This is a genomic window from Phenylobacterium glaciei, assembly GCF_016772415.1.
GTDB lineage: Bacteria > Pseudomonadota > Alphaproteobacteria > Caulobacterales > Caulobacteraceae > Phenylobacterium > Phenylobacterium glaciei.
In genome coordinates, this window is sequence record NZ_JAGSGD010000001.1 from 350,888 (window position 1) to 375,155 (window position 24,268).

The 24,268-nt window shown below is 67.0% G+C and carries 28 protein-coding genes; 15 read left to right on the forward strand and 13 right to left on the reverse strand.

Annotation, left to right across the window (positions count from 1 at the left end; genetic code table 11):
* Positions 1–2: 2 nt before the first annotated feature.
* Positions 3–1,445, reverse strand: a complete 1,443-nt coding sequence (locus tag JKL49_RS01705; protein ID WP_215337843.1) for a CYTH and CHAD domain-containing protein — start codon at positions 1,443–1,445, stop codon at positions 3–5.
* Between the two features lie 59 nt (positions 1,446–1,504).
* Between JKL49_RS01705 and bioB the strand changes: the two genes are divergently transcribed.
* The 4 genes from bioB to JKL49_RS01725 all read left to right on the forward strand — a co-directional run bounded on the left by bioB (position 1,505) and on the right by JKL49_RS01725 (position 4,718).
* Entirely contained in the window at positions 1,505–2,497 is a 993-nt protein-coding gene (bioB, locus tag JKL49_RS01710) for a biotin synthase BioB (protein WP_215337845.1), read from the forward strand.
* A gap of 38 nt (positions 2,498–2,535) precedes the next feature.
* Complete coding sequence (locus JKL49_RS01715) at positions 2,536–2,922, forward strand: MmcQ/YjbR family DNA-binding protein (RefSeq protein WP_215337847.1); 387 nt, start codon at positions 2,536–2,538, stop codon at positions 2,920–2,922.
* Between the two features lie 81 nt (positions 2,923–3,003).
* A complete protein-coding gene (locus JKL49_RS01720; protein ID WP_215906491.1) occupies positions 3,004–3,960 on the forward strand; it encodes an ABC transporter ATP-binding protein in 957 nt (318 codons plus the stop codon).
* Positions 3,957–4,718: an ABC transporter permease gene (locus JKL49_RS01725; protein ID WP_215337851.1), complete on the forward strand. Its 762-nt coding sequence runs from the start codon at positions 3,957–3,959 to the stop codon at positions 4,716–4,718. Before JKL49_RS01720 ends, JKL49_RS01725 begins: the two co-directional genes overlap by 4 nt.
* 140 nt (positions 4,719–4,858) lie before the next feature.
* On the opposite strand, the gene JKL49_RS01730 is transcribed toward JKL49_RS01725, so the two are convergent.
* The 5 genes from JKL49_RS01730 to chvI all read right to left on the reverse strand — a co-directional run bounded on the left by JKL49_RS01730 (position 4,859) and on the right by chvI (position 8,302).
* Positions 4,859–5,131 carry an HPr family phosphocarrier protein gene (locus JKL49_RS01730; protein ID WP_215337853.1) on the reverse strand — a complete coding sequence of 91 codons (273 nt, stop codon included), beginning with the start codon at positions 5,129–5,131 and terminating at the stop codon, positions 4,859–4,861.
* Positions 5,128–5,532, reverse strand: a complete 405-nt coding sequence (locus tag JKL49_RS01735; RefSeq protein ID WP_215337855.1) for a PTS sugar transporter subunit IIA — start codon at positions 5,530–5,532, stop codon at positions 5,128–5,130. The genes JKL49_RS01730 and JKL49_RS01735 overlap by 4 nt, the downstream gene beginning before the upstream one ends.
* A 73-nt stretch (positions 5,533–5,605) precedes the next feature.
* A complete protein-coding gene (locus JKL49_RS01740; protein ID WP_215337857.1) occupies positions 5,606–6,028 on the reverse strand; it encodes an HPr kinase/phosphorylase in 423 nt (140 codons plus the stop codon).
* Positions 6,025–7,626, reverse strand: a complete 1,602-nt coding sequence (gene chvG / locus JKL49_RS01745; RefSeq protein ID WP_215337859.1) for a two-component sensor histidine kinase ChvG — start codon at positions 7,624–7,626, stop codon at positions 6,025–6,027. The genes JKL49_RS01740 and chvG overlap by 4 nt, the downstream gene beginning before the upstream one ends.
* Positions 7,595–8,302 carry a two-component response regulator ChvI gene (gene chvI, locus JKL49_RS01750; RefSeq protein ID WP_215337861.1) on the reverse strand — a complete coding sequence of 236 codons (708 nt, stop codon included), beginning with the start codon at positions 8,300–8,302 and terminating at the stop codon, positions 7,595–7,597. The genes chvG and chvI overlap by 32 nt, the downstream gene beginning before the upstream one ends.
* 184 nt (positions 8,303–8,486) lie before the next feature.
* Here chvI and JKL49_RS01755 point away from each other — a divergent pair, with 184 nt between their 5' ends.
* Positions 8,487–10,199, forward strand: a complete 1,713-nt coding sequence (locus tag JKL49_RS01755; RefSeq protein ID WP_215337863.1) for a hypothetical protein — start codon at positions 8,487–8,489, stop codon at positions 10,197–10,199.
* Here JKL49_RS01755 and pseC read toward each other — a convergent pair.
* Positions 10,196–11,359, reverse strand: coding sequence for a UDP-4-amino-4,6-dideoxy-N-acetyl-beta-L-altrosamine transaminase (gene pseC / locus JKL49_RS01760; RefSeq protein ID WP_215337865.1), 1,164 nt, complete (start codon positions 11,357–11,359; stop codon positions 10,196–10,198). The two genes, JKL49_RS01755 and pseC, sit on opposite strands and share 4 nt — an antisense overlap.
* Positions 11,359–12,420 (reverse strand): UDP-N-acetylglucosamine 4,6-dehydratase (inverting), encoded by a 1,062-nt coding sequence (pseB, locus tag JKL49_RS01765; protein WP_215337867.1) that lies wholly within the window; start codon positions 12,418–12,420, stop codon positions 11,359–11,361. The genes pseC and pseB overlap by 1 nt, the downstream gene beginning before the upstream one ends.
* Positions 12,421–12,516: 96 nt before the next feature.
* Between pseB and JKL49_RS01770 the strand changes: the two genes are divergently transcribed.
* Positions 12,517–12,927, forward strand: coding sequence for a Tat pathway signal protein (locus JKL49_RS01770; protein ID WP_215337876.1), 411 nt, complete (start codon positions 12,517–12,519; stop codon positions 12,925–12,927).
* On the opposite strand, the gene JKL49_RS20940 is transcribed toward JKL49_RS01770, so the two are convergent.
* Together JKL49_RS20940 and JKL49_RS01780 are read right to left on the reverse strand one after the other, a co-directional pair.
* Positions 12,924–13,232, reverse strand: coding sequence for a 4a-hydroxytetrahydrobiopterin dehydratase (locus JKL49_RS20940; protein ID WP_215337878.1), 309 nt, complete (start codon positions 13,230–13,232; stop codon positions 12,924–12,926). The genes JKL49_RS01770 and JKL49_RS20940 overlap by 4 nt on opposite strands.
* Entirely contained in the window at positions 13,229–13,885 is a 657-nt protein-coding gene (locus tag JKL49_RS01780) for an HAD-IA family hydrolase (RefSeq protein ID WP_215337880.1), read from the reverse strand. Before JKL49_RS01780 ends, JKL49_RS20940 begins: the two co-directional genes overlap by 4 nt.
* A 68-nt stretch (positions 13,886–13,953) precedes the next feature.
* Here JKL49_RS01780 and JKL49_RS01785 point away from each other — a divergent pair, with 68 nt between their 5' ends.
* The 8 genes from JKL49_RS01785 to JKL49_RS01820 all read left to right on the forward strand — a co-directional run bounded on the left by JKL49_RS01785 (position 13,954) and on the right by JKL49_RS01820 (position 20,786).
* Positions 13,954–14,310, forward strand: a complete 357-nt coding sequence (locus JKL49_RS01785) for a VanZ family protein (RefSeq protein WP_215337881.1) — start codon at positions 13,954–13,956, stop codon at positions 14,308–14,310.
* A complete protein-coding gene (locus JKL49_RS01790; RefSeq protein WP_215337883.1) occupies positions 14,307–15,119 on the forward strand; it encodes a heme-dependent oxidative N-demethylase subunit alpha family protein in 813 nt (270 codons plus the stop codon). Before JKL49_RS01785 ends, JKL49_RS01790 begins: the two co-directional genes overlap by 4 nt.
* Before the next feature lie 50 nt (positions 15,120–15,169).
* Positions 15,170–15,799 (forward strand): hypothetical protein, encoded by a 630-nt coding sequence (locus JKL49_RS01795; protein WP_215337885.1) that lies wholly within the window; start codon positions 15,170–15,172, stop codon positions 15,797–15,799.
* Positions 15,800–16,035: 236 nt separating this feature from the next.
* Complete coding sequence (locus tag JKL49_RS01800; protein ID WP_215337887.1) at positions 16,036–16,782, forward strand: hypothetical protein; 747 nt, start codon at positions 16,036–16,038, stop codon at positions 16,780–16,782.
* Between the two features lie 186 nt (positions 16,783–16,968).
* Positions 16,969–17,175 carry a hypothetical protein gene (locus JKL49_RS01805; RefSeq protein WP_215337889.1) on the forward strand — a complete coding sequence of 69 codons (207 nt, stop codon included), beginning with the start codon at positions 16,969–16,971 and terminating at the stop codon, positions 17,173–17,175.
* A 71-nt stretch (positions 17,176–17,246) separates the two neighbouring features.
* The gene (locus JKL49_RS01810; RefSeq protein ID WP_215337897.1) at positions 17,247–18,023 is read left to right on the forward strand and encodes a tyrosine-protein phosphatase; all 777 of its coding nucleotides are present in this window, start codon (positions 17,247–17,249) and stop codon (positions 18,021–18,023) included.
* A gap of 646 nt (positions 18,024–18,669) precedes the next feature.
* On the forward strand, positions 18,670–19,956 hold the full coding sequence (locus JKL49_RS01815) for a tyrosine-type recombinase/integrase (protein ID WP_215337899.1): 1,287 nt from the start codon (positions 18,670–18,672) through the stop codon (positions 19,954–19,956).
* Between the two features lie 227 nt (positions 19,957–20,183).
* Positions 20,184–20,786 (forward strand): class I SAM-dependent methyltransferase, encoded by a 603-nt coding sequence (locus JKL49_RS01820; RefSeq protein WP_215337901.1) that lies wholly within the window; start codon positions 20,184–20,186, stop codon positions 20,784–20,786.
* Between the two features lie 129 nt (positions 20,787–20,915).
* Here the strand turns inward: JKL49_RS01820 and JKL49_RS01825 are convergent, their stop codons facing one another.
* Positions 20,916–21,341 (reverse strand): hypothetical protein, encoded by a 426-nt coding sequence (locus JKL49_RS01825; protein WP_215337903.1) that lies wholly within the window; start codon positions 21,339–21,341, stop codon positions 20,916–20,918.
* Between the two features lie 264 nt (positions 21,342–21,605).
* On the opposite strand from JKL49_RS01825, the gene JKL49_RS01830 reads away from it, so the two are divergent.
* A complete protein-coding gene (locus tag JKL49_RS01830) occupies positions 21,606–22,148 on the forward strand; it encodes a P-loop NTPase family protein (RefSeq protein ID WP_215337905.1) in 543 nt (180 codons plus the stop codon).
* Between the two features lie 341 nt (positions 22,149–22,489).
* On the opposite strand, the gene JKL49_RS01835 is transcribed toward JKL49_RS01830, so the two are convergent.
* Both JKL49_RS01835 and cysD read right to left on the reverse strand, forming a co-directional pair.
* Positions 22,490–23,356: a DUF6671 family protein gene (locus JKL49_RS01835; protein WP_215337907.1), complete on the reverse strand. Its 867-nt coding sequence runs from the start codon at positions 23,354–23,356 to the stop codon at positions 22,490–22,492.
* Positions 23,357–23,358: 2 nt separating this feature from the next.
* Positions 23,359–24,264, reverse strand: a complete 906-nt coding sequence (gene cysD / locus JKL49_RS01840; protein ID WP_347340343.1) for a sulfate adenylyltransferase subunit CysD — start codon at positions 24,262–24,264, stop codon at positions 23,359–23,361.
* Positions 24,265–24,268 lie beyond the last annotated feature (4 nt).

Genomic DNA, 24,268 nt, shown 5'->3' on the forward strand with positions numbered 1-24,268 from the left:
GTTTACCGCCAGAAAGGTTTGGCCTGCGCCAGAGCCTTCATCTGCCGGGCGGCGGCCTTCAGCGTCCTGGGTCGCTTGGCCTCCCGGGGGGCCAGCAGGTCGCGGGCGGCGGGCGAGCCCGAGGGTGCGAGCTTCGCCACCAGGGTCGTGGCCACGGCGGCGTCATTGAGAGCGCCCAGGGAGTCCTGCAGAGCCTTCAGGGTCTTGAGGAACCGCCGGCCGGGCTCAGCGGTGAACAGCGGGGCGAAGGCTTCGGCGGCGTAGCGAAGCTTCTTGGCGGCGATCCGCACCTTGTGACGCGCCGGGTCGTCCAGCGCCTGGACGTCGTGGCCCAGTTTGCGCAGCGTCTTCCAGCGCCGGTCCAGGGCCTTGGCGGCGAAATCGCGGGCTGACTTGTGACCGCGCTCAGCCCCGCGCCAGACGCCGGTCTCCACCCAGGCGGTGGTCTCCAGCACCAGGTCGCGGAACCGCTTGGAGGCCACCGCGGCGCAGGCCTTGGCGTGGGCCTGGGCGCGGGCGGCGGCGACCTTCGGGGCCAGGGGGGCCTTGGCGCCGACGATCTCGAGATTGTCCTGGGCGAAGACGTCCAGGTCTCGGGCCTCGTCGCAGGCGCCCGATAGCCACTTCAGCTCGGCCCTCAGATGACGGACGCGGTCGTCCGCCGCCACGGTCTTGAACGTGCTCATGGCGCTGCGCAGGCGGCGCACGGCGACCCGCAGCTGATGCAGGGCGTCCTGGCTATCGGTCTCGCGCAACACCACGCCATTGGCGGCGATTTGAACCAAGGCGTTGCGGGCGATGGTCTGGAACGCCTCGCCGGTGGTCCCGCCGCGCCGCAGTGGCGCCTTGTCGTGCCGGCGCGGCTCATGCCGGGTTCCCGCCATCAGGGCCTGGCCCTGGGACGCCTTGCCGTCAAAGGACAGATAGAGGGGCGCGGTCACCGAAAGTTGACGGGCCAGGGCGAACAGCGCCGCCGGATCGCCGGACTTGAGCTCCAGCTCAAGCTCGCAGAGGTCGCGCCGCTGGTCGCTCGCGGTGATCTCGCCCTGGTCCAGGGCCAGCTCGATCTCGGCGCCACCATAGGAGAAGGTCCGCTGCTGGCGGGTGACGCGGACGGTGAAGACCGGCGCCAAAGCCTTGCGTTGCGCGGGTTTCAGCGCGGCTTTGACCGCCGGCATGGCCAGGTCCAGGGTGTCGCCTGCGACCTTGGCCTCATGCTCCTCGCGGGCGAAACCGTCGCCGCGCTTCAGGGTCTGGACCCGCTTGCCGCCGCTTTCCCGCAGGCGCAGCGAGATGTGGGCCGCCTTCAGGCGCCCGTCCGGCGTGTCGAAATAGACCGCGGTCAGGTGTTTGGTTTCCGCAGCGCCCACCGGGGCGGCGGCCAGCAGGGCGGCGACATCCTGTGGCTCGCACAGGAACTTCAACTCGATCTCGTCGGCGCCCATGCGCTACATGCTCCTCGTCGCCCGACTCAAGATGGGCGCCCAGACCCGAGGAGTGCACCATGAACGCCCCCTTCAACGCCGTCCTTGATGAATCACAACCGCGGCATGATTGGTCGCTCACTGAGGTCGAGGCGCTGTTCGAGCTGCCCTTCATGGACCTGGTGTTCAGGGCCGCGCAAGTCCACCGCATGTGGTTCGACCCCACCGAGGTCCAGCTCTCACAGCTGCTTTCGGTGAAGACCGGCGGCTGCCCCGAGAACTGCGGCTATTGCAGCCAGTCCCAGCGCTTCAAGACCTCCACGGTGGCCTCCAAGCTGCTGGACGCCGACACCGTGATCGCCGCGGCTGTCGAGGCCAAGGCCGGCGGGGCGCAGCGCTTCTGCATGGGCGCGGCCTGGCGCGACCTGAAGGACCGTGACGTGCCCAAGGTGGCCGAGATGATCGCCGGGGTGAAGGCGCTCGGCCTCGAGACCTGCGCCACCCTGGGCATGCTGACCCGCGACCAGGCCCAGTCCCTGAAGGACGCCGGCCTGGACTACTACAATCACAATCTGGATACCGGCCCGGACTACTACGACAAGGTGGTCACCACCCGCACCTACCAGGACCGCCTCGATACGCTGGAGGCCGTGCGCTCGGTGGGGATGAACACGTGCTGCGGCGGTATCGTCGGCATGGGCGAGACGCGCCGCGACCGCGCCGGCCTGCTGCATACCCTGGCGACCCTGCCGGCCCATCCGGACTCGCTGCCCATCAACGACCTGATGCCGATCCCCGGCACGCCGCTAGGGGATTCCACCCCGGTGGACGGGATCGAGTTCGTCCGCATGATCGCCGTGGCCCGCATCCTCTGCCCCAAGACCGTGGTGCGGCTCTCGGCCGGCCGCGAGCACATGAGCCGCGAGTTGCAGGCCCTCTGCTTCCTGGCCGGCGCCAACTCCATGTTCATCGGCGGGCGCCTGCTCACCACCGCCAACCCGGACAAGGACACCGACGCCGCCCTGATGGCCGACCTCGGACTGCGGCCGATGACCATGGGCGTGTCGGCCTAGGACTTTTCGCGCGGCATGGCGGTGCTAGTCTCACCGCCATGCCTACGCCGCACCAACAGGCCGAAGCCGAACTGACCGCCTATGGCCTGAGCCTGCCCGAGACCGACCTGGCGCCCGGCTGGGCCGACACCCGTTACCTGCGGGTGCGGGGCAAGGGCTTCGCGGTGCTGGGCGACAAGGGGCAGGCGCATGACGCCCTGACGCTCACCTTCAAGCTGCCGATCTCCTACGAGATGGTCCAGGACCTGCCCTTTGTCCGGCAGGGCTCGCCCTGGTATCGGCAGCACAGGTGGGCTATCGCGCACTTTGATTCCGAGGATGACATCCTGGCGGAGATGGACACCCTGAAGGGCTGGCTGCGGCAGAGCTACGTGGCCATGGCGCCCAAGGCGCTCTCCCGTCTGCTGACAGAATCCGGCGCCTGAGCCGATTAATCCCTGGTCGATGTCGGGCCGCCGACCCCTAATTCGTCCTCTAGGCTAGCTTGACCACCGCCCCGCGCCTATCTGCGGGGACCTCAACGACCCGGAGCCCGCGTGCAGCCGATCATATCCGTGAAGGGTCTCTCCAAGACCTATGCCGGGGGCTTCCAGGCCCTGAAGACCATCGACCTGGATATCCGCCGGGGCGAGATCTTCGCCCTGCTGGGTCCCAATGGGGCCGGCAAGACGACGCTGATCAGCATCATCTGCGGCATCGTCAATCCGGGCTCGGGCCAGGTGCTGGCCGACGGCCATGACATCGTGAAGGACTATCGCGCCGCCCGCACCAAGATCGGCCTGGTGCCGCAGGAGCTCTCCACCGACGCTTTCGAGAGCGTCTGGGACACGGTGAAGTTCAGCCGCGGCCTGTTCGGCAAGGCCCCCAACCCCGCCTATCTCGAGAGGATCCTTCGTCAGCTCTCCCTGTGGGACAAGAAGAACGAGAAGATCATGGCGCTCTCTGGCGGCATGAAGCGCCGGGTGATGATCGCCAAGGCGCTCAGCCACGAGCCGCAGATCCTGTTCCTCGATGAGCCCTCGGCCGGGGTGGATGTCGAGCTGCGCCGCGACATGTGGGAGATGGTCCGAGGCCTGCGCGACAGCGGCGTCACCATCATCCTCACCACCCACTATATCGAGGAGGCCGAGGAGATGGCCGACCGCATCGGGGTGATCAGCGGCGGCCAGCTGATCCTGGTGGAGGACAAGGACGTCCTCATGCAGAAACTTGGCAAGAAGCAGCTCACCCTGCAGCTCCAGACACCGCTCGCGGCCCTGCCCAAGGAGTTGGCGACCGAGCCGCTGGAGCTGTCGGCCGACGGTGCGCAGCTGGTCTACACCTTTGACACCCAGAGCGAGGAGACCGGCATCGCCGACCTGCTGCGACGGTTGGCGGGGCACGGCATCGACTTCAAGGACCTGCAGACCAGCCAGAGTTCGCTTGAGGAAATCTTCGTCAGCCTGGTGAGGGCCCCGCGATGAACATCCATGCCATCCGCGCCATCTATCAGTTCGAGCTGGCCCGCACCTGGCGCACGGTGCTGCAGTCCATCGCCTCGCCGGTGATCTCCACCTCGCTCTATTTCATCGTCTTCGGCTCAGCGATCGGTTCGCGCATGACCCAGATCGACGGCATCAGCTACGGCGCCTTCATCGTGCCGGGCCTGATCATGCTGTCGATCCTCACCGAGAGCATCTCCAACGCTTCCTTCGGCATCTACATGCCCAAGTGGTCGGGCACGATCTACGAGGTGCTGTCGGCGCCGATCTCGCCGCTGGAGATCGTCATCGGCTATGTGGGGGCTGCGGCCACCAAGTCGGTGATCCTGGGGCTGATCATCCTGGCGACGGCGCGGCTCTTCGTGCCCTTCACCATCGCCCACCCCTTCGTGATGATCGCCTTCCTGGCCCTGACGGCCGTGACCTTCTGCCTGTTCGGCTTCGTGATCGGGGTCTGGGCGGACGGCTGGGAGAAGATGCAGATCGTGCCGATGATGATCGTCACGCCGCTGACCTTCCTGGGCGGCAGCTTCTATTCCATCAGCATGCTGCCGCCGATCTGGCAGAAGATCACCCTGTTCAACCCGGTGGTCTACCTGGTCTCCGGATTCCGCTGGGCCTTCTACGACAAGTCCGACGTCGGCGTCGGCGTCAGCCTGCTCGCCACCTTCGGCTTCATGCTGCTCTGCCTGGCGGCCATCACCTGGATTTTCCGGACCGGCTACAAGCTGAAGACGTAGGGGCGGCAAACCCCCAATGTCATCCCGGTTTCCGCGGCACACGGAAGACCGGGACCCATACACACCGATCCATCCGGCACACCCTGCGCGTCTGGGTCCCGGACAAGCGCTTCGCGCCTTCCGGGATGACACCGACGATCCTACTCGTCCTCGTCGAATCGGTTGGCCACCAGCTGGGCCAGGGCGTCGAGGGCGGGTTCGGCTTCGGAGCCCTCGGCCGCGATCTCGATGCTGCAGCCAGGACCGGCGGCCAGCATCATCAGGCCCATGATCGAGCGCGCGTCCACGGTGGAGCCGTCCTTGGAGACGGTGACCTCGGCGTCGAAGGTCGAGGCCATCTTCACGAACTTGGCCGAGGCCCGCGCGTGCAGGCCCCGCTTATTGACGATCTCGACCGAGCGGGTCTGCGTCATTTCTCGCCGGCCAGCACGTAGGAGGCGACGGAGATATACTTGCGGCCGGCCTCCTGGGCGTGGGCCACGCAGTCCTGCAGCGGCAGCTTGGTGCGCACGCTGGCCAGCTTGATCAGCATCGGCAGGTTCAGGCCCGCGATCACCTCGGCCTTGGTCTGCTCCATAACGGAGATGGCCAGATTCGAAGGCGTGCCGCCGAACATGTCGGTGAGCAGGATGACCCCGTCGCCGGTGTCCACGCGTCCGCAGGCCGCCAGGATGTCCTGGCGACGCTTTTCCATGTCGTCCTCGGGCCCGATGCAGATGGCCGACACCGCGGTCTGCGGGCCCACCACATGCTCCATGGCGAAGACAAATTCCTCGGCCAAGCGCCCGTGCGTGACGATCACGAGGCCGATCATGCCAACTCTCTCAACGGGAATCCCCACCCGGCCGCGGCGAAACGCCGGCCGCGAGGCCGCCTAGATACGCTCCTTATCGACGCTCTCCAAGATGTCGTAACGCGCGACTCAGTTTCGCAGGGGCAGAGGACTCAAGCAGCGCGAGAGTGAGGAGGGGGAGCCTCAACCCGAAGTCGTCGGTGAAGGCCGGTTCGGGGATGCGCTCGGGGGTTCCGGCGCGGACGCAGAGGCTGACGCGGGCCCAGGCCAGGGCGGGCGCGGGCAGCACGTCGATCCCGCGGACCTCGATTCGGCCGGCCAGGGTCTCCGGCGCGCGACCGTAGAGGCGGCCGCCGCTGGTCCAGAGCTCCACCCGGTCGTCGGCCACCAGGGCGAATCCGGAGTCCAGGCAGCGCAGGGCCAGGTCGCTCTTGCCGGCGCCGGAGGGTCCCTGGATCAGGGCGCCGCGCCAGCCGCCGTCCATAAACGCCGCGATCAATCCGGCGTGATGGATCACCGCCGCGCCTCGGGCAGGACCACGGTGAAGCGCGCGCCTTGGACCACGCCATCGGCGCCGGTGCGGTTTTCCGCGTGAATGGTCCCGCCTTGGGCGGCGACGATCTGGCGGGCAATGGACAGGCCCAGGCCGGAATTGCCGCCGAACGCCGCGCCCTTGGGCCGCGAGGTGTAGAACCGCTCGAAGACGGTCTCCAGGTTGTCGGGCGGGATGCCCGGCCCGTCGTCGTCGACGGCGATGGTGGCTTCGCCCTTGCCGCGCTCCAGGCTCACCCGCACCTGGCCGCCCGGCGGGCTGAAGGATCGCGCATTGTCCACAAGGTTGCGGAACACCTGGCCCAGCGGCCCCTCGCGCCCCGAAACCATGATCGGCTCCAGCGCGTCGGGGGCGGCATAGGCCACCGTGGGGTCTCCGGGCTTTCCGGTGTCCTGATAGAGCTGCACCACCTCGCCGATCAGGTGGCCGAGGTCGAAGGCCTTGGGATCCTCCCGCGACAGCTCGGCGTCGAGCCGCGAGGCGTTCGAAATATCGGTGACCAGCCGGTCCAGGCGGGTGACGTCCTGCTGCAGGATGTTCATCAGCCGCGCCTGGGCCACAGGGTCCTTCACCAGCTCCAGGGTCTCCACCGCCGAGCGCAGGGAGGTCAGTGGGTTCTTGATCTCGTGGGCCACGTCGGCGGCGAACCGCTCGATGGCGTCCATCCGCTCCGAGAGCACATGGGTCATGTCCTGCAGGGAGCGGGTCAGATCCCCCAGCTCGTCGTCGCGCTTGGCGATGTCGGGCAGGGAGATGGACCGCGCGCGGCTCAGCCGCACCCGGTCGGCGGCCCGCGCCAGCCGGCGCACCGGCTGGGCGATCAGGTTGTTGAGCAGCAGGGACGAGGCCAGCGTCACGCCGATGGCGATCAGGATGAAGGGGATCAGCGCCACGCGTTCGCGGGCGATGATCTCGTCCACGTCGCTGGCTTCCAGGGTGAGCACCCCCAGCACCGCCTGGACGTGCTGGATGGGGATGGAGACCGAAACCACCCGCTCGCCGTCGTCGCCCTTCCGCATCCCCGACCAGTGCTTGCCGTCCAGGGCCTGGGTGACCTCGAAGGCCAGGGCCTTCTGGACGCCGGACTGCGGGGCCGGCGGCTTGCGGGCCTGGTTCAGCTGCAGAGAGAAGCCCGGGGCGTCGTCGCGGGCGCGGGCCGGCGGCAGCACCTTCCACTCCACCCGGTCGGCCACCCAGTAGCTGTCGGCGATCAGCCGGCCCTTGCTATCAAACAGCCGCGCCCGCTGGGTGCGGGGGTTCGACAGCAGCTGCAGAATCTGGCTGGCATAAGCTCCGTCCATGGCCGGCAGGGGTTCGCCCACCGTGGCCGCCTGGTCGATGATGGTGGCCATCAGCTCGCCCTGGGTGGTCAGGCTGTCGATACGGGCGTTCACCAGCCCGCGCCGCAGCTCGTTCAGCACCAGGGCCCCGGCGATCAGAATCGTCAGGCCCAGCAGGTTGAGCACGATGATGAGCCGCCCCAGGCGCGAGCCTGGCAGCCAACTGAACCATGAGGACAGCCGTCCCGGGTCAGGTCTCGCGGTATCGGTATCCGACGCCATAAAGGGTCTCGATGCCGTCGAACTCAGGGTCGACCTCGCGGAATTTCTTCCGCATCCGCTTGATGTGGCTGTCGATGGTCCGGTCGTCGACATAGACCTGATCGTCGTAGGCGGCGTCCATCAGGTTGTCGCGGCTCTTCACGAAGCCGGGCCGTTGAGCCAGCGACTGCAGCAGCAGGAACTCGGTCACCGTCAGCTTCACCGGTTTGCCTTCCCACAGGCAATCGTGGCGGGCGGGGTCGAGGGTCAGCTTGCCGCGCTTCAGGGCGCGCGCGCTGGCGTCGCCGGGAACGGCCAGGGCCTCCTCGGCGTCCGCGCCGGCTCGGCGCAGCACCGCCTTCACCCGCTCGATCAGCAGGCGCTGGCTGAAGGGCTTGTGCATGTAGTCGTCGGCGCCGAGGTTGAAGCCGAGGATCTCGTCGATCTCCTCGTCCTTGGACGTCAGGATGATCACCGGCAGGTCGGAAGTTCGCCGCAGGCGGCGCAGCACCTCCATGCCGTCCATGCGCGGCATCTTCACGTCGAGGATGGCCAGGTCCGGCGGATCGTTTTCCAGCGCAGCGAGACCCGCGGCGCCGTCAAAATACGCCTTCACGGTATGGCCGTGGCTTTCGAGGGCGAGGCTGACCGACGTGACGATGTTTTCGTCGTCGTCCACCAGGGTGATCTTGGCCATGATCGGAGATGATTTCCTTGCAAGTGCGTCGGTGAAGCTAGTCGGCCCGCAGCGTGGCCTCAATGGGGCAGGCTTGCGGCGAAGCTCCGCCTTGATAACGCGTCAGAGGGCCACAAGCGCCAGATCGTCGCAGTAAACTGTTTTTAGGGTTGTTGCGTCACAGTGTTCTCTCTTGGGGGGACGAATGGACGGCGCGCAGGTTCACTACGAGGTTTTCAGCAAGAAGACCCCCAGCAGCGGCTGGGCGCTCGATCTTGCCACGGAGAACCGCACGGCGGCCCTGGCGACCGCCAACGACATGATGAAAGAGGGCAAGGTGGCCGCGGTGCGCGTCACCAAGGAAACCCTCGACGCCGAGACCCGGGAATTCCAGTCGGTCGGCATCCTCAACCTCGGCAACGCCGAGCCGCCGAAGAAGTCCAAGGTCAAGGAAAACAACGACCCGCTCTGCGTCAGCCCGCAGGACCTCTACACTATCCACGCCCGCGACCGGATCGGCCGCCTGCTGGAGGGGTTCCTGGAGCGCAAGGGCGCGACCCCCTTCGAACTGCTGCACCGCGCCGACCTCGTGGAGGAACTCGAGGCGTCCGGCACCGACCTGCAGCACGCCATCCAGAAGCTGGCTATTCCCGAAGCCCAGGCCCGCGGCCTGTCGGTCCACGAACTGATCCGCGTCTTCCAGAGCCTGGTGGAGCGGGCCATCGAGCGGCTGCTCAAGGACGCCCGCAAGGGCGACCTGCCTGACGTCGACAAGGAAGGCTTCGCCCGCGCCGCCGAACGCGTGGCCCAGCATCCCGAGCGCGCCTACCTGCTGGGCGCGGGCGTGGCGGTCTCCATCGCGCCCGCCCGCAGCTGGACCGAGAAGGTGACCCGCCTGCTGGACCTGGCCGATTCCGCGCCGCTGGCCGGTCCGCCCCGCGGCCTGGCGCTCGCGGTGATCGAACAGCCCCTGGCTGAGATCCTGGGCTCGAAGTCCGGCCTGGACGACATCATCGGCAAGGACTTGGACCTGGGCGCGCGCCTGGCGGCCATGACCCGGCTGGTGGCCTGCGATCCCGTTGACGCCCTGATGCGCATCGAGCCCTCGGTGCAGCGTATGATGCCGCCCCTGTCGGAGACCGGCCAGCGCCTGGCCAAGTGGCTGGCCACCGAGGACTTCGGCGCCGTGCGCCTGGCCATCGCCAAGCGGGTGGTGCGCGAGCTCACGGGGCCCCGCCGCCTGCGGCCCGGCGACTCCGAGGGCGAGATCGCCGTCATGCGGGCCCTGGCCATGGCGCTGACCTGCGCGGCCGGGACCATGATCTCTCTGGACGATGTGCAGGAAGCCTTCGTCACCCGCTCGCGGATGCTGGTGACCGGCGACTTCGTCGAGGCCTATCTCGGAACCAATCGCACCTCCCGCCAGGAGGTCGAGGCCCTGATGTGGTTGGTGGAAAACGTGATCGGCGGCGCCAACAAGCGTCAGGCCGGGCGCTATCTGTCGGCCAATGTCAGCGGCATGCGCTTCGAGAAGGAATTCAGGCTCAGCTCCGACAGCCCCGGGGTGAAGCTGGAGGTGCTGGCCAAGCTGCAGAAGCAGGCGGCCCGCGCGGGCCTCGCGCCAGAGGACTACGGCCCGATCCAGAGCAAGATCGGCGAGGTCGGCGGCCTGGTGGAGGCCGATTCCAAGATCGTCTCCATCGTCGCCAAGTCGTCGCAGGGGCCTGTCCAGCGGCTCATGACCCTGCTGCGCATGGCGATCGGCGACACCGCCCCTATCGGCCCCACCGCCGACCGCGCCCGCGCCGAGGCCCTGAAGCTGGTCCGCCGCGACGACACCCGCGCTGAGCTCGCCCGCGCGCCCGAGCGCATGGGCCAGGTCCGCGAACTGCTGCAGGCCATGACCGCGGCGGCCTAGAGGCCTAAGACCTCTCTCAACGCGCCAACCACCCGATCCACGTCCTCGTCGGCCATGCCGGGATAGAGCGGCAGGGAAAGGCAGGTTTCGTACCAGGTCTGCGCACCCGGAAGCTCGAGCGCGCCGTAGCGCTCGCGGTAGTAGGGCTGGGTGTGGACGGGGATGTAGTGGACCTGGGTCCCCACCCCGCGCGCCTTCAAATCATCCACGACCTGGCGGCGCGTCTTGCCGACGGCGGGGAAATCGATCAGGGCCACCATCAGGTGCAGGACGGGATCGCTCCAGTCGGGCCGGCTGGCGGGGCGCACGATGGGCGCGAGCGGCTTCAAGGCTTCCAGGTAGCGGGCCGCCAGCGCCTTCCGCCGCGCGGCGAAGCGGTCGAGCTTGGCGAGCTGCGAGAGGCCGAGCGCGCAGAGGATGTCGGGCAGGCGGTAGTTGAAACCCGGCTCCGGCATCTCATAGATCCACGGATCGGCCCCCTCCGGCCGCAGCATGCCGTGGGTGCGCAGGGTCTTCAGGCGCTGGGCCAGGCCGTCGTCATTGGTGGTGACCATGCCGCCTTCGCCGGTGGCGATGGTCTTGACGGGGTGGAAGGAGAAGGTGGCCATGGCCGAGTGGCGCACGTCGCCCACCCGCTCGCTTGTATTGCCAAAGCGCATGGTCGACCCCAGGGCATGGGGCGCGTCCTCCACCAGCACCGCCCCGGCGCCTTGGGCGAGGGCCGCGAGGGCCGGGAGTTGCGCGGTGTCGCCCCGCAGGTGGACCGGCAGGACGGCGCGCAACTTTCGATCGCCGACCCGGCTGATCGCTTCGGCCAGGGTGTCGGGCGTCATCAGGCCGGTTAGGGGATCGACGTCGGCGAACACCACCTCGGCGCCGACATAGCGGGCGCAGTTGGCGGTCGCCAGGAAGGTGATGGCCGGCACGATGCAGGCCTCGCCCGGCTGCACGTCCAGGGCCAGCATGGCCAGGTGCAGGGCCGCCGTGCCATTCGCGCAGGCCACCGCGTGGCGCGCGCCGACCTTTTCAGCGAAGGCGGTCTCGAAGGCGTCCACCAACGGCCCAGTGGTCAGGAAGTCGGCGCGCAGAGCCTGCGCGACGGCGGCGATATCGTCGTCCTCGATGGTCTGGCGGCCATAGGGGAGCAGGGGCCCCACCATCAGTCGGTCAGCCGCCGCAGAGGCGGGGCCACGGGGGCGGGATCGTTGATCAGTTCCATCAGCCCCTCGCCGCTCAACCACTCGTCATTGGTGTCGCTGGCGTAGCAGAAGCCGTCGGCGGTGAGCGGGTGGGTCTTGGCGTAGCTTTCGCGGGTGTATTCCACGAAGGCCGGCTCGATGGCGTAGCGGTCGCCCAGATCGACGGTGGTCCGCGCATCGTCAACCGAGATCATCATCTCGTGCAGCTTCTCGCCGGGACGGATGCCGATCACCTTGATGGGCAGGCCCGGCGCCATCGCCTGCGCCAGTTCCGTCATCTTCATCGAGGGAATCTTGGGCACGAAGATCTCGCCGCCGCGCATCAGCGACAGGGACGAGAGCACGAAATCGACCCCCTGGTTCAGGGTGATCCAGAACCGGGTCATGCGCGGATCGGTGATCGGCAGTTCCGTGGCGCCGCGCGCCAGCAGTCGCTGGAAGACTGGGGCTACCGAGCCACGCGACCCCACCACATTGCCGTAGCGGACCACGGAGAACTTGGCGCCGATGTCGCCCGACAGGTTGTTGGCCGCCACGAAGGTCTTGTCGGAGGCCAGTTTGGTGGCGCCGTAGAGGTTGGCGGGGTTGCAGGCCTTGTCGGTGGAGAGCGCGATCACCTGCTGCACGCGGTTGGTCAGGCTGGCCCAGACCACGTTTTCGGCGCCCATGATGTTGGTGTGGATGCACTCCGAGGGATTGTACTCCGCCGCCGGCACCTGCTTGAGGGCCGCGGCGTGGATGACGATGTCGACCCCGCGCAGGGCCAAGGTCAGCCGCTCGCGGTCGCGCACGTCGCCCAGGAAAAACCGCATGCAGGTCAGCTGGTCGGCCGGGAACTTCTCGGCCAGGTCGGTCTGCATCTCGCTCTGCTTCAGCTCGTCGCGGGAATAGACGATCAGCTTGCGCGGCTTGGCCCGAAGCAGGACGGTCTCGATGAAGCGTCTGCCGAAGGACCCCGTGCCGCCGGTGACCAGGATCACCTTGCCGTCGAGGTCGAGAGAGGTTGGCGCGAAACGGCCCAAGGGCGGGCTCCATCAACTAGCTTGTGATTCTTCGCCGCACTGTCGGACGCCGCGCGTAAAGAGACCGCTAACCATAATGCGGCACACCGTCACGTTATGGATCGTCGCCGCCTGCTGAGTCTCGCCGCCCTTGCCGCCGCCCTGCCGGCGGCCGCCCAGGCGTCCGGAGGCGGGGAGAAGACCGAAAAGAAGAAGGGCGGGGGTCTCTCCTACCTGCAGCTGCCGACCCTGACGGCGACCATCATGCGTGTGGATGGCCGGCGCGGCGTGCTGACGGTGGAGACCGGGATCGACATTCCCGACGTCGCCCTGCGCGCCCGGGCCGAACTGCTTGCCCCCCGGTTCAGGGCGGGCTTCGTCCAGGCCCTGCAGATCTACGCCTCGGGCCTGGCGCCCTCCACCGCCCCCAACGCCGAGTTCATCGCGCACGAACTGCAGCGCGAAACCGACCGTGTGTTGGGCGGCCCCGGCGGCAAGCTGCTGCTGGGCACCATCCTGGTGAACTAGTTCTTCAGGCCCGCGTGGTGGGCCGCTTCGTCCATGAAACTGGCCAGGGTCACGTCCAGCTCGGTGACGCCGTCGGCGTCGTGGGTGGCCAGGGTCACCTCGACCCGGTTGTAGACATTGAACCACTCCGGATGGTGATCCAGCTTCTCGGCCATCAGGGCGGCGCGCGCCATGAAGCCGAAGGCGGTGTTGAAGTCGGGGAACAGATAGGTGCGGGTGATGGCGTCGCGGGCGCCGCCCAGCGCGCTCCAGCCGGGCAGTTTGGCCAGGGCCGCGGCCGCCCCGATCTTCCCGGGCCGGCTCACGCGGCGACCGCGTCGAAGGTGAGGCCGGTGGCGGCGGCGAGGTCGGCCAGGGTCTGGTCGACGTCCACCACCTTGATGGCCTTCATGCCCAGCGCCGCGGCCGGCTTGCAGTTGATCCCCAGGTCGTCGAGATAGACGCAAGTCGCGGGTTCGACCGACAGGGCCTCGCACATCATCAGATAGATCTTCGGATCGGGCTTGCGGACGCCGGCCTTGGAGCTTTCGATGATGTGGTCGAACAGCGGCATGATCTGACCCATGGCGCCGGCCGCCCGCTGCGGCGCGTCTGCGCCCGGCGAGTGCATGCTGACCATGTTGTTGGTGATGCAGCCGACCTTGAAGTGCTGCTTGCAGGCCTGCAGCGCCGCCACCATCCGCGGGCGCACCATGCCCGACAGCAGGGGCAGGACGTGGCTACCGGGGATCGGGTGACCCAGGGCGGTGGATTCTTCCAGGAACAGGCTGTCGAACCCCTTGGTGTCGATCTCGTTCCGCTCGAAAAGCGCCCAGGCGTTGGTGTCGGGATTGGTGGAATTGACCCGGCGGATCAGGTCCTTCGGAACCCCGTTCTCGCTCTCATAACGGGCGAAAGCCTCGAAGGGCGAGGAGGTGAACACCCCGCCGAAATCCCAGATCACCGCCTCGACCGCCATTGCCTGCTCCGTCCTTGAAAATCGGCGCGACGCTAGAGAGGCGCGGGCAGACGTGCAAGTTTGGGGGCATGTTTCTTGACCGCCTGCCGCGCCCGCTGCGCCTCGCCCTCTATGCGGCGGCCACCGCCTTCCTGCTGTGGCTGTGCCTGTCGCCGGTGGACGAACTTCCGGAGATCACCCTCTGGGACAAGGTCGAGCACGCCATCGCCTGGTTCGTGCTGACGGCCGCGGGCCTGTTGCTCTCCCACCGCCGGCCCCGAGCCATCGCCGCCTTCGCCATCGGCCTGGGGGCCGCGGTGGAGATCCTGCAGGCGACCATGGGCTTTGGCCGCGATGGCGACTGGCGTGATCTGCTCGCCGACACGATCGGCGTCGCGGTGGCCCTGGCGGTCTACTCGGTCCTCCAGCGGTTGCGCCGCCGATGAGGCGCCGGCCCTGGGAGGAGTCCGCCGATTTCGCCATCGGCCTCGCGCCCATCGATGAGGCCCGCTGGCTGGAGGGCGGCGAGGCCGACCCGGCCGCGCGCAAGGACCCGCTCCATGCCGACCACCGCGACCTGGTTTGGGGGGAGACGCCGGGCTCGCGGCCCGGCCAATTGGAGGTGGCCGCCCTCATAGGTGTGACCTCGTCTGGCGACCTGCCGCCGCTCTACGCCGCCTCACGCACCGTCGCCGATGACCTGGTGCTGGTGGAGAGGACCGGCGGCCACTGGCGGGTCAGCGCCATCAGCCTTTCGGCGCCGACCTTCTTCACCGCCCGTGAGGTGTTGGGGAAAAGCCTCGCGCAGATCCACGGCCCGGTGAACGGCTTCAACGACCGGTTCCTGGTGCGGCTGGTGCGCATCTTCGACGGCCTGCGGCCCGGCCTGATCCTGCAGCGGCGCAACTGGTCGGTGGTCAATTCCAGCGAGCCCTTCACCCCCTTCTCCGCTCCGGTCCGCGCCCGCATCGGCGAGATCGCGCCCGCCGATGTGGGCCAGGCCCTGTTCACCCGGGTGGAGCGCCAGACGGTGCGCCGCCTGCTGCAGACCGGCGGAGTGCTGTTCACCATCCGCGTCTGGCTGACGCCGTTCCAGGCCCTGGCCGAGAGCCCCGAACAGCTTGCCGCCTTCGCTCAGGCCTGGCGCGGGGCCGCCCCGGAGTTCGCCGCCTATAAGGGATTTCACCTCTACGCAGACCTCGTGGAGGGCTTTCTTCGCGCCCACGGTGAAAGTCACAGCGTTAACGGCGCCTGATCTCCAACGATCTTTCCGACCCTCGTTTTCGAGCCGCCGGAAGATCCCAAATGCGCCTGCGCTCCCTCATTCCCGCCCTGGCCTTCCTGGCCCTCGCCGCCTGTGATTCCACCGGCGCGCTGAAGATCGCCCAGGCCCCGGCGGCCAAGCCCGCCGACTGCTGCTGCAAGGCGGTGGCGGCGTCCTGCGCGCCGGCCGCCACCCCTATCACTGCCCAGCCGGCCGCCATGACCCCCGAGCCGGAGCGGGTGGTCTATCGCCCCGCGCCGCATCGCCAGCCTGCGGTCCGCCGTGAAACCGTGCGCCGCGTGGCCCACGTCCAGCGTGACTATGGCCGGCGCGAACAGGTCCGCGAATACGCCTACGCGCAGCAACGGTCCTACCAGGCCGCCCCCGCCTATGACGGCTATGTCGATGTGCCCGACCGCCAGGTCCAGGGCCAGGTCGTTATCGTCGATGACCAGGGCTCGGAGCGCTATTCCCAGCAGTCGGAAGGTTACAGCTCCGGCAGCCGCCGCTACGCCGGCGGCTACGAAGAGCGGGGCGGTTACGAGCAACGCGGCGGTTACGAGCAACCTGGCGGCGGACGCGGCTGCAACACCTGTGGCCCGCGCGAGGCCGCCGGCCGCGACCGCAACGGCTTCCTCACCTGGCCCGGCAAGGTTCCGGCTCGCCCCTGAGGCTGGCCTGCCCCTTGCCCTGACAAAACCTTGGTGTCCCGCCTCGGGACGGCTGGGAGACCAAGATGCGATCGCCGAACGGCCCTCTCTTCAAGCGCTATGAAATCCTGGCGGTGATCCTGTTCCTCACCGCGGCGGCCGCGCTGGCGAGCTTCAACCTGGTCTACTGATCAGGGTCCCCGCTTGCCCTGCGGGGCGGCGCACGGGAAGCTGCGCGCCTCCACGAAAGGCGTTCCATGGCCCAGGCCGCATCGATCTTCCTGGCGACCCCCTGCTATGGCGGTCTCGCCCACATCCACTTCATGCGCTCGGTGCTGGATCTCCAGGCCGCCTGCGCCGCGCGCGGCGTCGGCCTGACCGTGGAACTGGGGGGCGGTGACGCCCTGATCACGCGCGCTCGCGCGGCCATGGCCGACAAGTTCCTCAAGAGCGGCGCCAGCCACCTGCTGTTCGTGGACGCCGATATCGGTTTCAAACCCGAGCAGGTGTTCCGCCTGCTGGATGCCGACCGCGACCTGGTGGGGGGCGTCTATCCCATCAAGAGCATCGACTGGACCAAGGTCCGCCAGGCGGCTGCCGACGGCAAGCGCGACCTGATGGCGGCCTCGGTGGGCTATGTGGTCCGCTTCATCCCCACCCCCGACAGCCGGGTCGAGGTGGACGACGATGGCTTTGGTCCGGTGGCCTATATCGGCACCGGCTTCATGCTGATCAAACGCGCCGTGGTGGAACAGGTCGCCGCGGCCCATCCGGAGCTGAAGGCCAGGCTGGGGGATACCTCCGGCGGCGGAACCTCCCACGCCACCATGATCTTTGAGACCTTCATCGAGGCCGAGACCGGGGAGCACCTCTCGGAGGACTATGCCTTCTGCCGCCGCTGGCGTGACCTTGGGGGGCAGGTGTTCGCCGATTTCCAGACCAGGCTGACCCATGTCGGCCACGCGGCCTATGCCGGCAGTCTGATGGACGCCCAGGCCCGCTGATAGTCCACGTGGCGTCGTCGATGTTGCGTCGCGAAAGTTGACCAAGAGCTAGGCGCCCTCATCCTTTCTCAGGAAAGGCATGCAGTTGTCATTGCATTGCAGCAAATGATGCTCATAACCCTGGTTCTTGCAGGGTCGGCCTGAGACCTTGTGAGCTTGAGCCATAGTGAGGCGATTTCGATGATTATGACTTCGATGCGTGTGTTCCCCAGCCTGTTCATCGGCCGTCGGGACTTGGTGGAAGCCGTTGCGATCGACCTGACGAAGACCCCCGACATCGGCGCGGCCTTCACCTGCGGCGCCTGCGACGAGGTGATCCTCACCGGCGACGACGCGAGCTCCGCCAAGGAAGTCGTCGTGAAGTGCCGCTGCGGCGAATATAACCAGCTCTAGGCAGCCCCGCCTGGCTGGGTGACGGTCCGTCACACTTGCCGTCTAGAGTCATGGGTCTCATGGAAGACCTCATGACCAACCCCCGTATCCTGCCCCTCCAGGGCGTCGAGAATTTCCGCGACTACGGCGGTTACGTCGTGCGTGGGGGACGGATCGCCTCGGGCCAGCTGTTCCGCGCCGCCCATCAGGCCCGCGCCACCCCGGCTGATCTGGCGGCCATGGCGGCGCTGAACCTCGCCACGGTGGTGGATCTGCGCCGGCCCCGCGAGCGGGACAACGATCCCAGCCTGCGCCACGACGGCTTCTCGGCCGAGGTGATCCAGTGCGATCTCGGCGACCAGACCGAAGCGCCGCACGTGGCCTTCCTGCGCGAGACCGACCTGACGCCGGAAAGCGCCCGGGCCTTCTTCCTCGACTATTACGACAAGGCGCCCTTCGAGCCGCGTCATCTTGAGCTGTTCGGCCGCTATTTCGCGGCCCTGGCGGCGGGCGCGGGTCCGGTGCTGATCCATTGCACGGCGGGCAAGGACCGCACCGGTCTGCTGGCGGCGCTCACCCACCACATCCTGGGCGTCCATGCCGACGACCTGCGCGAGGACTACCTGCTGACCAACGTGGCGGCCCGCGTCGATGAGCGGCTGCCGATGATCACCGAGGCGTTGGAGAAGTCCCTGGGCCAGCGGCCCTCGGAGACCGCGGTCCGCGCCTTCCTGGGCGTCGATGCGACCTATCTGGACGCCGCCTTCGCCTCGATCGAGGCCCGAAGCGGCTCAGTCGACGCCTATCTTGATGCGATCGGGGCGGACGCGGCGGCCCGTGAGGCCATCCGCGCCCGCCTCATCAGATAGAGTCTTTGCTTGTCGCGTGACGGGCGCCGTAACCGGTTTCCACTTTCGGCTGTCACGCTCTGCTAAGTCGCCTCAGCCAGCAGCCCGTCCGGCTCCGCACCCGGCTGACCCGCCGGCGTGGCCTGGGCGGCTTTTTCGCGGCGGCGTTCGTGCAGGATGGCCTGGGTGGCGTCGCAGCTCTTCCGGTCGATCCTGAAGCGCCCGGAGGATCGCGCGCCAGTGAGGACGCTTCAGATCCATGCAGGAAAAGGAGGGCGCGCAAACCTTCACAGAGCCTGGTGAGGCTCTAAAACTCCTTGCCGTGCGGACCACGTGCGGACCCGCCACCGGTCGTGGGCCCGGCGCGCCCGACGGGACCTCTATAAGTCTTTGTTCTATGGAAGTCCGTTGGCGCACCCGACACGATTCGAACGTGTGACCTTTGCCTTCGGAGGGCTAAGGAAATCGGATTCCCTGAATTTCCGGGCCTGTCCTGGAATGTCAGAAGCCACTGTTTTACAACAATTTTCCTTGCCTCCAGATTCCTGAGGGGTCACCCATTGTCCGACGCGGTGGTGACTAGGTGGTGACTAGCGCGGCGCTAGTCACCACGGAAAGGAACGAGATGGGAACGGAGCGGCGGGTCGCCAGGATCGGAAGGCGAACAGTGGACGCGGCGGCTCCGGAGGCCGAGGTCTACCGGGTCTGGGACGACAAGCTGAAGGGCTTCGGCCTCAAGGTCGCCACCACCGGGCTAAAGACCTACTTCGTCTGGTATCGGGCCGGCGAGGGCCGCGCGGCGGCGCGCCGCGAGTACACTATCGCGCGTCACGGGGAGATGACCCCGGACGAAGCCCGCACCGAAGCCGGCAAGGTCCTGGGTCGCGTCCGGCTCGGCGAAGACCCCCAGACCAAGCGCCACCGCGCCCGCGACGAAATGAACGTCGCCGCCCTGTGCGACCTCTATCTGGCCGAGGGGGTCGCCACCAAGAAACCCGCGACCCTGATCAGCGACCGGTCGCGCATCCGATCCCACATCAAGCCCTTGCTGGGCAAACGTCCCGCTTCCGCCGTGACCACCGCCGAGGTCGCCAAGTTCATGCGTGACGTCGCCGCCGGCAAGACGGCCGCCTCGCTCAAGCCCTCTCGCAAGGCGCTCAAGGCCAAGGGGCTCAAGGGCAAGGCCCTGGCGGCGGTCGAGACACGCAAGCGGGCCGATCCGGCCGCGCGGGGCGGCAAGGGCACGGCGAGCCGAACCCTGGGCCTGCTAGGCGCCGTCTTCGCCTTCGCGGTTCGGGAGGAAATCCGTGCCGACAATCCCGTGCGCGGCGTCACCAAGTTCAAGGATCGCCAATCTCAACGGTTCCTGTCGGCCGATGAACTCCAGCGCCTGACCGGGGCGCTCAAGGCCGCCGAGGACGCGGGCGTCAACACCCATGGGCTTAACGTCATCCGCCTCCTAACCCTGACCGGGGCCCGCAAGGGTGAGATCGAGGGCCTGCGGTGGTCGGAGGTCGATTTCCAGCGGGCCTGTCTCTATCTGGCGGACTCCAAGACCGGCGCGCGCATGGTGCCCTTGGGCGCGGCGGCGCTCCTTTGCCTCCAGGGCCTGCCCCACCCCAAGGGGGTGGTGTTCATGTTCCCGGCGGCTAGCGATCCCAAGAAGCACTATGTGGGCACACCGAAGGTTTGGGAGGCAGTGCGGACCGCCGCCGACCTGCCGGACGTCCGCCTCCATGACCTGCGCCACACCTTCGCGAGCTTCGGCGCGGCCGGTGGTCTGTCCCTGCCCCTGATCGCCGCCATCCTTGGCCACAAGGACGTCAAGACGACGCAGCAATACGCCCACCTCGCCGACAGCCCAGTGAAGGCGGCGGCGGATCGAACGGCGGCGGCGATTGACGGGGCGATGCGGGGCGACTCCACGCAGAGCAATGTCGTCAGGATCGCCTAGTGGATAGAACCTGACATTGGAGTCCCGTCGAGGACTGCTGGGCGAAGGTCTGCTTCCGGGCCCGAACCCAACGGTGAAGTTCGACCCTGAGCAGACTTTCGACGTTGTCTGCGCCATGTTGTTCCGGGAAAGCGGAAACAGGAAATTCAGTGCCAGAAGAGCCCACGCCTTTGCCTCAAGACGCCTTTAGGCCCTTCCAGACAGCCGTCGTCCCTGGAGTCGATGGTTTGCATCGCGCGATGCGGTCGATCCTCGATACCGAGCTTAGCGCCGGTTCGACGATCCTGGTTGTGGGCGCCGGTGGAGGACGCGAGCTTCAGACCCTTGGCGCGTCGCCAGCCAACTACCGCCTGGTAGGTGTTGATCCCTCTGCCGAGTTGCTCAGCTTGGCCAAGGCCTATGTCGCCGCGGACCACCTTGATCTGAGAACGACCCTGGTGGAGGGCGTCGTGGACAACCTCACAGAGGATCCAGTGTTTGACGCGGCGACGGCCCTCTTCGTGATGCACTTTCTGCCGGACGACGGGTCCAAGCTAGGTTTCCTCACCAGCATCCGTAAGCGGCTCAAGCCGGGCGCACCCTATATTCACGTCGATGTCTGCTTCGACAATGCCGCTATGTATGAGCGAATGGAGCACGCCTATGCGAGGCACGCCATATTGGGCGGCTTAGCCCCTGACGCAGCCGCTGAAGTGGCGTCCAGAGTCGGCGCCATGCCTATCGTCTCCGACACCGTCATCCGTGAGCGCCTGACGCAGAGTGGCTTCAAGATTGTTGCGCCGTTCTATCGAGGGCTTTGGTACGCGGGCTGGTGGGCCGAGGCCCAATAGGACAGCGTCACGTCCGCTACCCACCCGGTGCAGACATTCTGGAGGTCGGCTCTCGGCCATGAGGCTGAAGGTCCGGTGTGGGGCTGAGGTCTGACTTCCGCACCCGACCCTCAACAGACGTTGAGATGGTCAATCAGCCACTCTGCGCCAGCCGACAGCGAGACTCTTGCGACCCGCGACTTCCATACCGACCCCTCTGGCGCTCACCTTTCCGTCGGTAATCCAGGTCACATCGTAGAAATCGCCGGGCGCGTGCCTCTGGATATCGAGATCGTATTCGTCCGAGAACTGACCGTTCTCGAGGAAGTAGCGCACGTGATAGCGCCCCACGAAGCTGCCCGCCTTCGGGCCTCCGGTCGCTTTGCCTGGCCCGCTGTAGGCGTTGGCGTAGTTCCATCTCGCACTCAAGACACCGGGCGTACGGGTCTTGGTGTAGAGGACAAAGCCGATATTCAAAGGCTCGCTGGAATTGGCGGCAGTTGTTGAGTCCGCTGCGTTTCCGGGGACCGGCAGCAGGACCGTTAACGCCAAGGCGGTCAGGAATATCCGAAGCATTTCGCCCTCGCCTGTTGTGAAACAGGCTGACGATAGCACTGGGCGGGCCAGACGCCATCCGGCGACTCTGGTCGCTGGCGACCTGTGGTGCGGTCAGTTTTCCACCCCTTAGCGACGTCTGAAGGGTCTGCTTTGCGCGCGCGTGGCCTAGGTCCGGTTGCGAGCATGGAACTGCCGGCTGAATTCGACCCACAGCGAACATTCGGATAGCCCCCGGGTAGTTGGTCCGGCGCGTGGGCGTTTGGATAGTGGTGCCCCTCCAGGGTGAGCTATCGTGTCCTGCTGGGAGGCGACGTGCCTGAGAAAGTAGACTGGAATAGCCAGACGCGCTGGTGGGTGATCGGTGCCGGCGGATCGGGCAAGAGCACCTTCGCCCGGCGCGTCGGCGCGGCCCTTGGCCTTGCTGCCCACCACCTCGACGATGTCTACCGGGGGCGTGACGGCGAACTGCTGGGCGCGGGCGAGGGCAAGACCCTTGCTGCCGCCATAGCGACCGGCCCCCGCTGGGTCATCGAGGGCGTGGGCGATTACGGGGAACTTGCGCAAGTGGTCCTGAGCCGTGCAACCGCGCTGGTGTGGCTCGACCTCACCTGGGGCGTATGCCGCGAAGGGCTGCTCCAGCGCGGGCCGCACTATGGGTACGATCCTGACGATCCAGTAAACTTGGCAGCCTGGGCAGAAGCGCACCCACAATACGGTGCGGACCATCTAACGCTCTACGGCGCATTCAGCGGCCTCAAGACGCGCCTGACGACGCGGGCGGAGACAGCCGCCTTCTCTATCGGCCCATCGCCAGCACGGCGGTGAAGACCTTCAGCAGCTTCAGGCGCAGATGGAGCTGGAACGTCCGCTCACCACCCTGAACAGCCTTTGGGAGGGTCTGCTATCCGGCACCGAGCCGGAACGTCTGCTTGTTGGCCCGAACCCAACGCGAAAGAACGACCCCAAGCGGACGTCAGCGCGCATCAGGTAAACTCCACGCCCATAGGCAAGGAGTTGCGCAGAAGCTCCATGAATTTCGGTCTGGGCGGACGAAACGTTGGAACCAGTCTTGATCGATTGGGAGGTCGCCCGGAGGCGCTCACCGCTGACTGGAAGGTGATAGTACACGCGCAGGTCGACTGTCGCGCTGAGGCCCCGCTTCAAGATCAGGGATTGCAGCTCTCGCAGCGCCCCGGGTCCGCGGTCTTGGCGCTCGTCGCCTGGCGCTCCTGTCGGCAGTCGCAAGCCTGGCAGGTCAAGATCTCCGCGCGGATCACATGCGTCGGCTCCCCGCACCATTCGCAAGGCAGACCCGCAATGCGTTCGGTGACATCAAATCCGGGGTGTTTGCAGGTAGGGCATTCACTGCGAAACCGGCGAACCAGGTCGCTGGCCGCGCGCTCGATCGCGCGCATCCGCGTTGGATTGCGGTGGGCGCGCATATCCGCTTCGACGAAAGCTGCGCCACATTTGGCGACGACCTGGCCAACAGCTTGTTCCAGAGCGACGTGGTCAACGACGTCCTTGAACAGGGCGAGATCAGGCGCGGGCTTCTCGTCGACACAGCCCATGACTATCAACCCATGTTCGGGAAATTTAGACCGTTCAGCAAAAGCGACCGCTGTTTCCATGTCCGAGACGACCGCCTGGCCATAGTTGGTCTCAGGGCTCGCAAAGTGGCCCGTCAGTTCGAGGCCGCGCTCACGATCGATCAGCAGGACCAGTTCGCGGCCCAAAGCAAGGAAGGGGATATAGGGGTGCGGGCCAAAGCTGCCTTCGCTGGCGATACCCACGCGAGCATAGGGCGCGTACTCGAACCCCGCGGCGATCTTGGCCCTGGCCGCATCAAGTTGGGAGCCGGTCCGCTCGACATCACGGCTGAATGTGCCGAACCGGTCTGTATTCAGGCCGAGCGCCAGAGCGACCCGCAACCCCAGCCCTTCCTTGAGGACCGGCGCGACCACGCGCTCCTTGTCGTGCATCGTCGCGAGCACGGCGATGGTGTCTTTGTAGGGACGATCGTCAGCTGTCATGTTCAGAAATAGCCCTCCCGCTTTTTCTGTTCGAGCGAGCCGCCATCCTCCCCGTCGCTGATCCGCCCCTGCCGCTCGGAGGACGACGCCCGCAGGGTTTCATCGACGACGGCGGCGAGATCGGTCGCTTCGGACTCAACCGCACCGGTGACCGGCCAGCAGCCGAGCGTCCGGAAGCGCACGGTCCTGGTCTGGATTTCGTCGCCGGGCTGGAACCGCATGCGGCTCGTCTCATCAACCACGATGAAGGCCGCGCCGCGTTGAACGACCGGCCGGGGCGCGGCGTAGTAAAGCGGCGCCAGCTCAATCTTGTGGAGCATCGCGTAGGCCCAGATATCCGTCTCGGTCCAGTTGGAGAGCGGAAAGACCCGGGCCGTCTGATCCTTGCCCAAGCGGGTGTTGTAAAGCCGCCAGAGTTCTGGTCGCTGCTGGCGCGGCTCCCAGGTGTGGCCCGCGCCGCGAACGGACATGATACGCTCCTTGGCGCGCGACTTCTCCTCGTCGCGCCGGGCGCCGCCAAAGATGATGTCGTAGCCGCCAAGGTCGAGCGCGGTCTTTAGCGGCTCCGTGCGCATGATCTGGGTGTAGCGGTCTCCATGGTCGAAAGGATTGATGCCCGCCGCGCGCCCTTCTTCATTTGAGTGGGCGATGAGCTCGAAACCATGGCTGACCGCGAAATCGTCGCGGAAAGCGATCAGCGACCTGAACTCCCAGGTCGAGTCGACGTGGAGCAGCGGGAACGGCGGTCTGGAAGGATAGAAGGCCCGCAGCGCCAGGTGCGCCATAATAGTGGAGTCTTTGCCCGCGGAGAAAAGCATGACCGGGTTTCGGGCTTCGGCAACTGCCTCGCGCAGGATGTGGATCGATTCCGACTCCAGCCAGGACAGGTGAGTTCTGACGGATTTCACGATT

Excerpts from the sequence above, each read along its gene's own strand:
- JKL49_RS01790 (WP_215337883.1), top strand. The coding sequence starts at position 14,307 with ATGAGGCGCCGGCCCTGGGAGGAGTCCGCCGATTTCGCCATCGGCCTC.
- JKL49_RS01705 (WP_215337843.1), bottom strand. The coding sequence starts at position 1,445 with ATGGGCGCCGACGAGATCGAGTTGAAGTTCCTGTGCGAGCCACAGGAT.
- JKL49_RS01825 (WP_215337903.1), bottom strand. The coding sequence starts at position 21,341 with ATGCTTCGGATATTCCTGACCGCCTTGGCGTTAACGGTCCTGCTGCCG.
- bioB (WP_215337845.1), top strand. The coding sequence starts at position 1,505 with ATGAACGCCCCCTTCAACGCCGTCCTTGATGAATCACAACCGCGGCAT.
- JKL49_RS01725 (WP_215337851.1), top strand. The coding sequence starts at position 3,957 with ATGAACATCCATGCCATCCGCGCCATCTATCAGTTCGAGCTGGCCCGC.
- JKL49_RS01715 (WP_215337847.1), top strand. The coding sequence starts at position 2,536 with ATGCCTACGCCGCACCAACAGGCCGAAGCCGAACTGACCGCCTATGGC.
- JKL49_RS01780 (WP_215337880.1), bottom strand. The coding sequence starts at position 13,885 with ATGGCGGTCGAGGCGGTGATCTGGGATTTCGGCGGGGTGTTCACCTCC.
- JKL49_RS01795 (WP_215337885.1), top strand. The coding sequence starts at position 15,170 with ATGCGCCTGCGCTCCCTCATTCCCGCCCTGGCCTTCCTGGCCCTCGCC.
- JKL49_RS01800 (WP_215337887.1), top strand. The coding sequence starts at position 16,036 with ATGGCCCAGGCCGCATCGATCTTCCTGGCGACCCCCTGCTATGGCGGT.
- JKL49_RS01805 (WP_215337889.1), top strand. The coding sequence starts at position 16,969 with ATGACTTCGATGCGTGTGTTCCCCAGCCTGTTCATCGGCCGTCGGGAC.
- JKL49_RS01770 (WP_215337876.1), top strand. The coding sequence starts at position 12,517 with ATGGATCGTCGCCGCCTGCTGAGTCTCGCCGCCCTTGCCGCCGCCCTG.
- JKL49_RS01810 (WP_215337897.1), top strand. The coding sequence starts at position 17,247 with ATGACCAACCCCCGTATCCTGCCCCTCCAGGGCGTCGAGAATTTCCGC.
- JKL49_RS01785 (WP_215337881.1), top strand. The coding sequence starts at position 13,954 with ATGTTTCTTGACCGCCTGCCGCGCCCGCTGCGCCTCGCCCTCTATGCG.
- JKL49_RS01730 (WP_215337853.1), bottom strand. The coding sequence starts at position 5,131 with ATGACGCAGACCCGCTCGGTCGAGATCGTCAATAAGCGGGGCCTGCAC.
- JKL49_RS01755 (WP_215337863.1), top strand. The coding sequence starts at position 8,487 with ATGGACGGCGCGCAGGTTCACTACGAGGTTTTCAGCAAGAAGACCCCC.
- JKL49_RS01835 (WP_215337907.1), bottom strand. The coding sequence starts at position 23,356 with ATGACAGCTGACGATCGTCCCTACAAAGACACCATCGCCGTGCTCGCG.
- pseC (WP_215337865.1), bottom strand. The coding sequence starts at position 11,359 with ATGGTGGGGCCCCTGCTCCCCTATGGCCGCCAGACCATCGAGGACGAC.
- chvG (WP_215337859.1), bottom strand. The coding sequence starts at position 7,626 with ATGGCGTCGGATACCGATACCGCGAGACCTGACCCGGGACGGCTGTCC.
- JKL49_RS01735 (WP_215337855.1), bottom strand. The coding sequence starts at position 5,532 with ATGATCGGCCTCGTGATCGTCACGCACGGGCGCTTGGCCGAGGAATTT.
- chvI (WP_215337861.1), bottom strand. The coding sequence starts at position 8,302 with ATGGCCAAGATCACCCTGGTGGACGACGACGAAAACATCGTCACGTCG.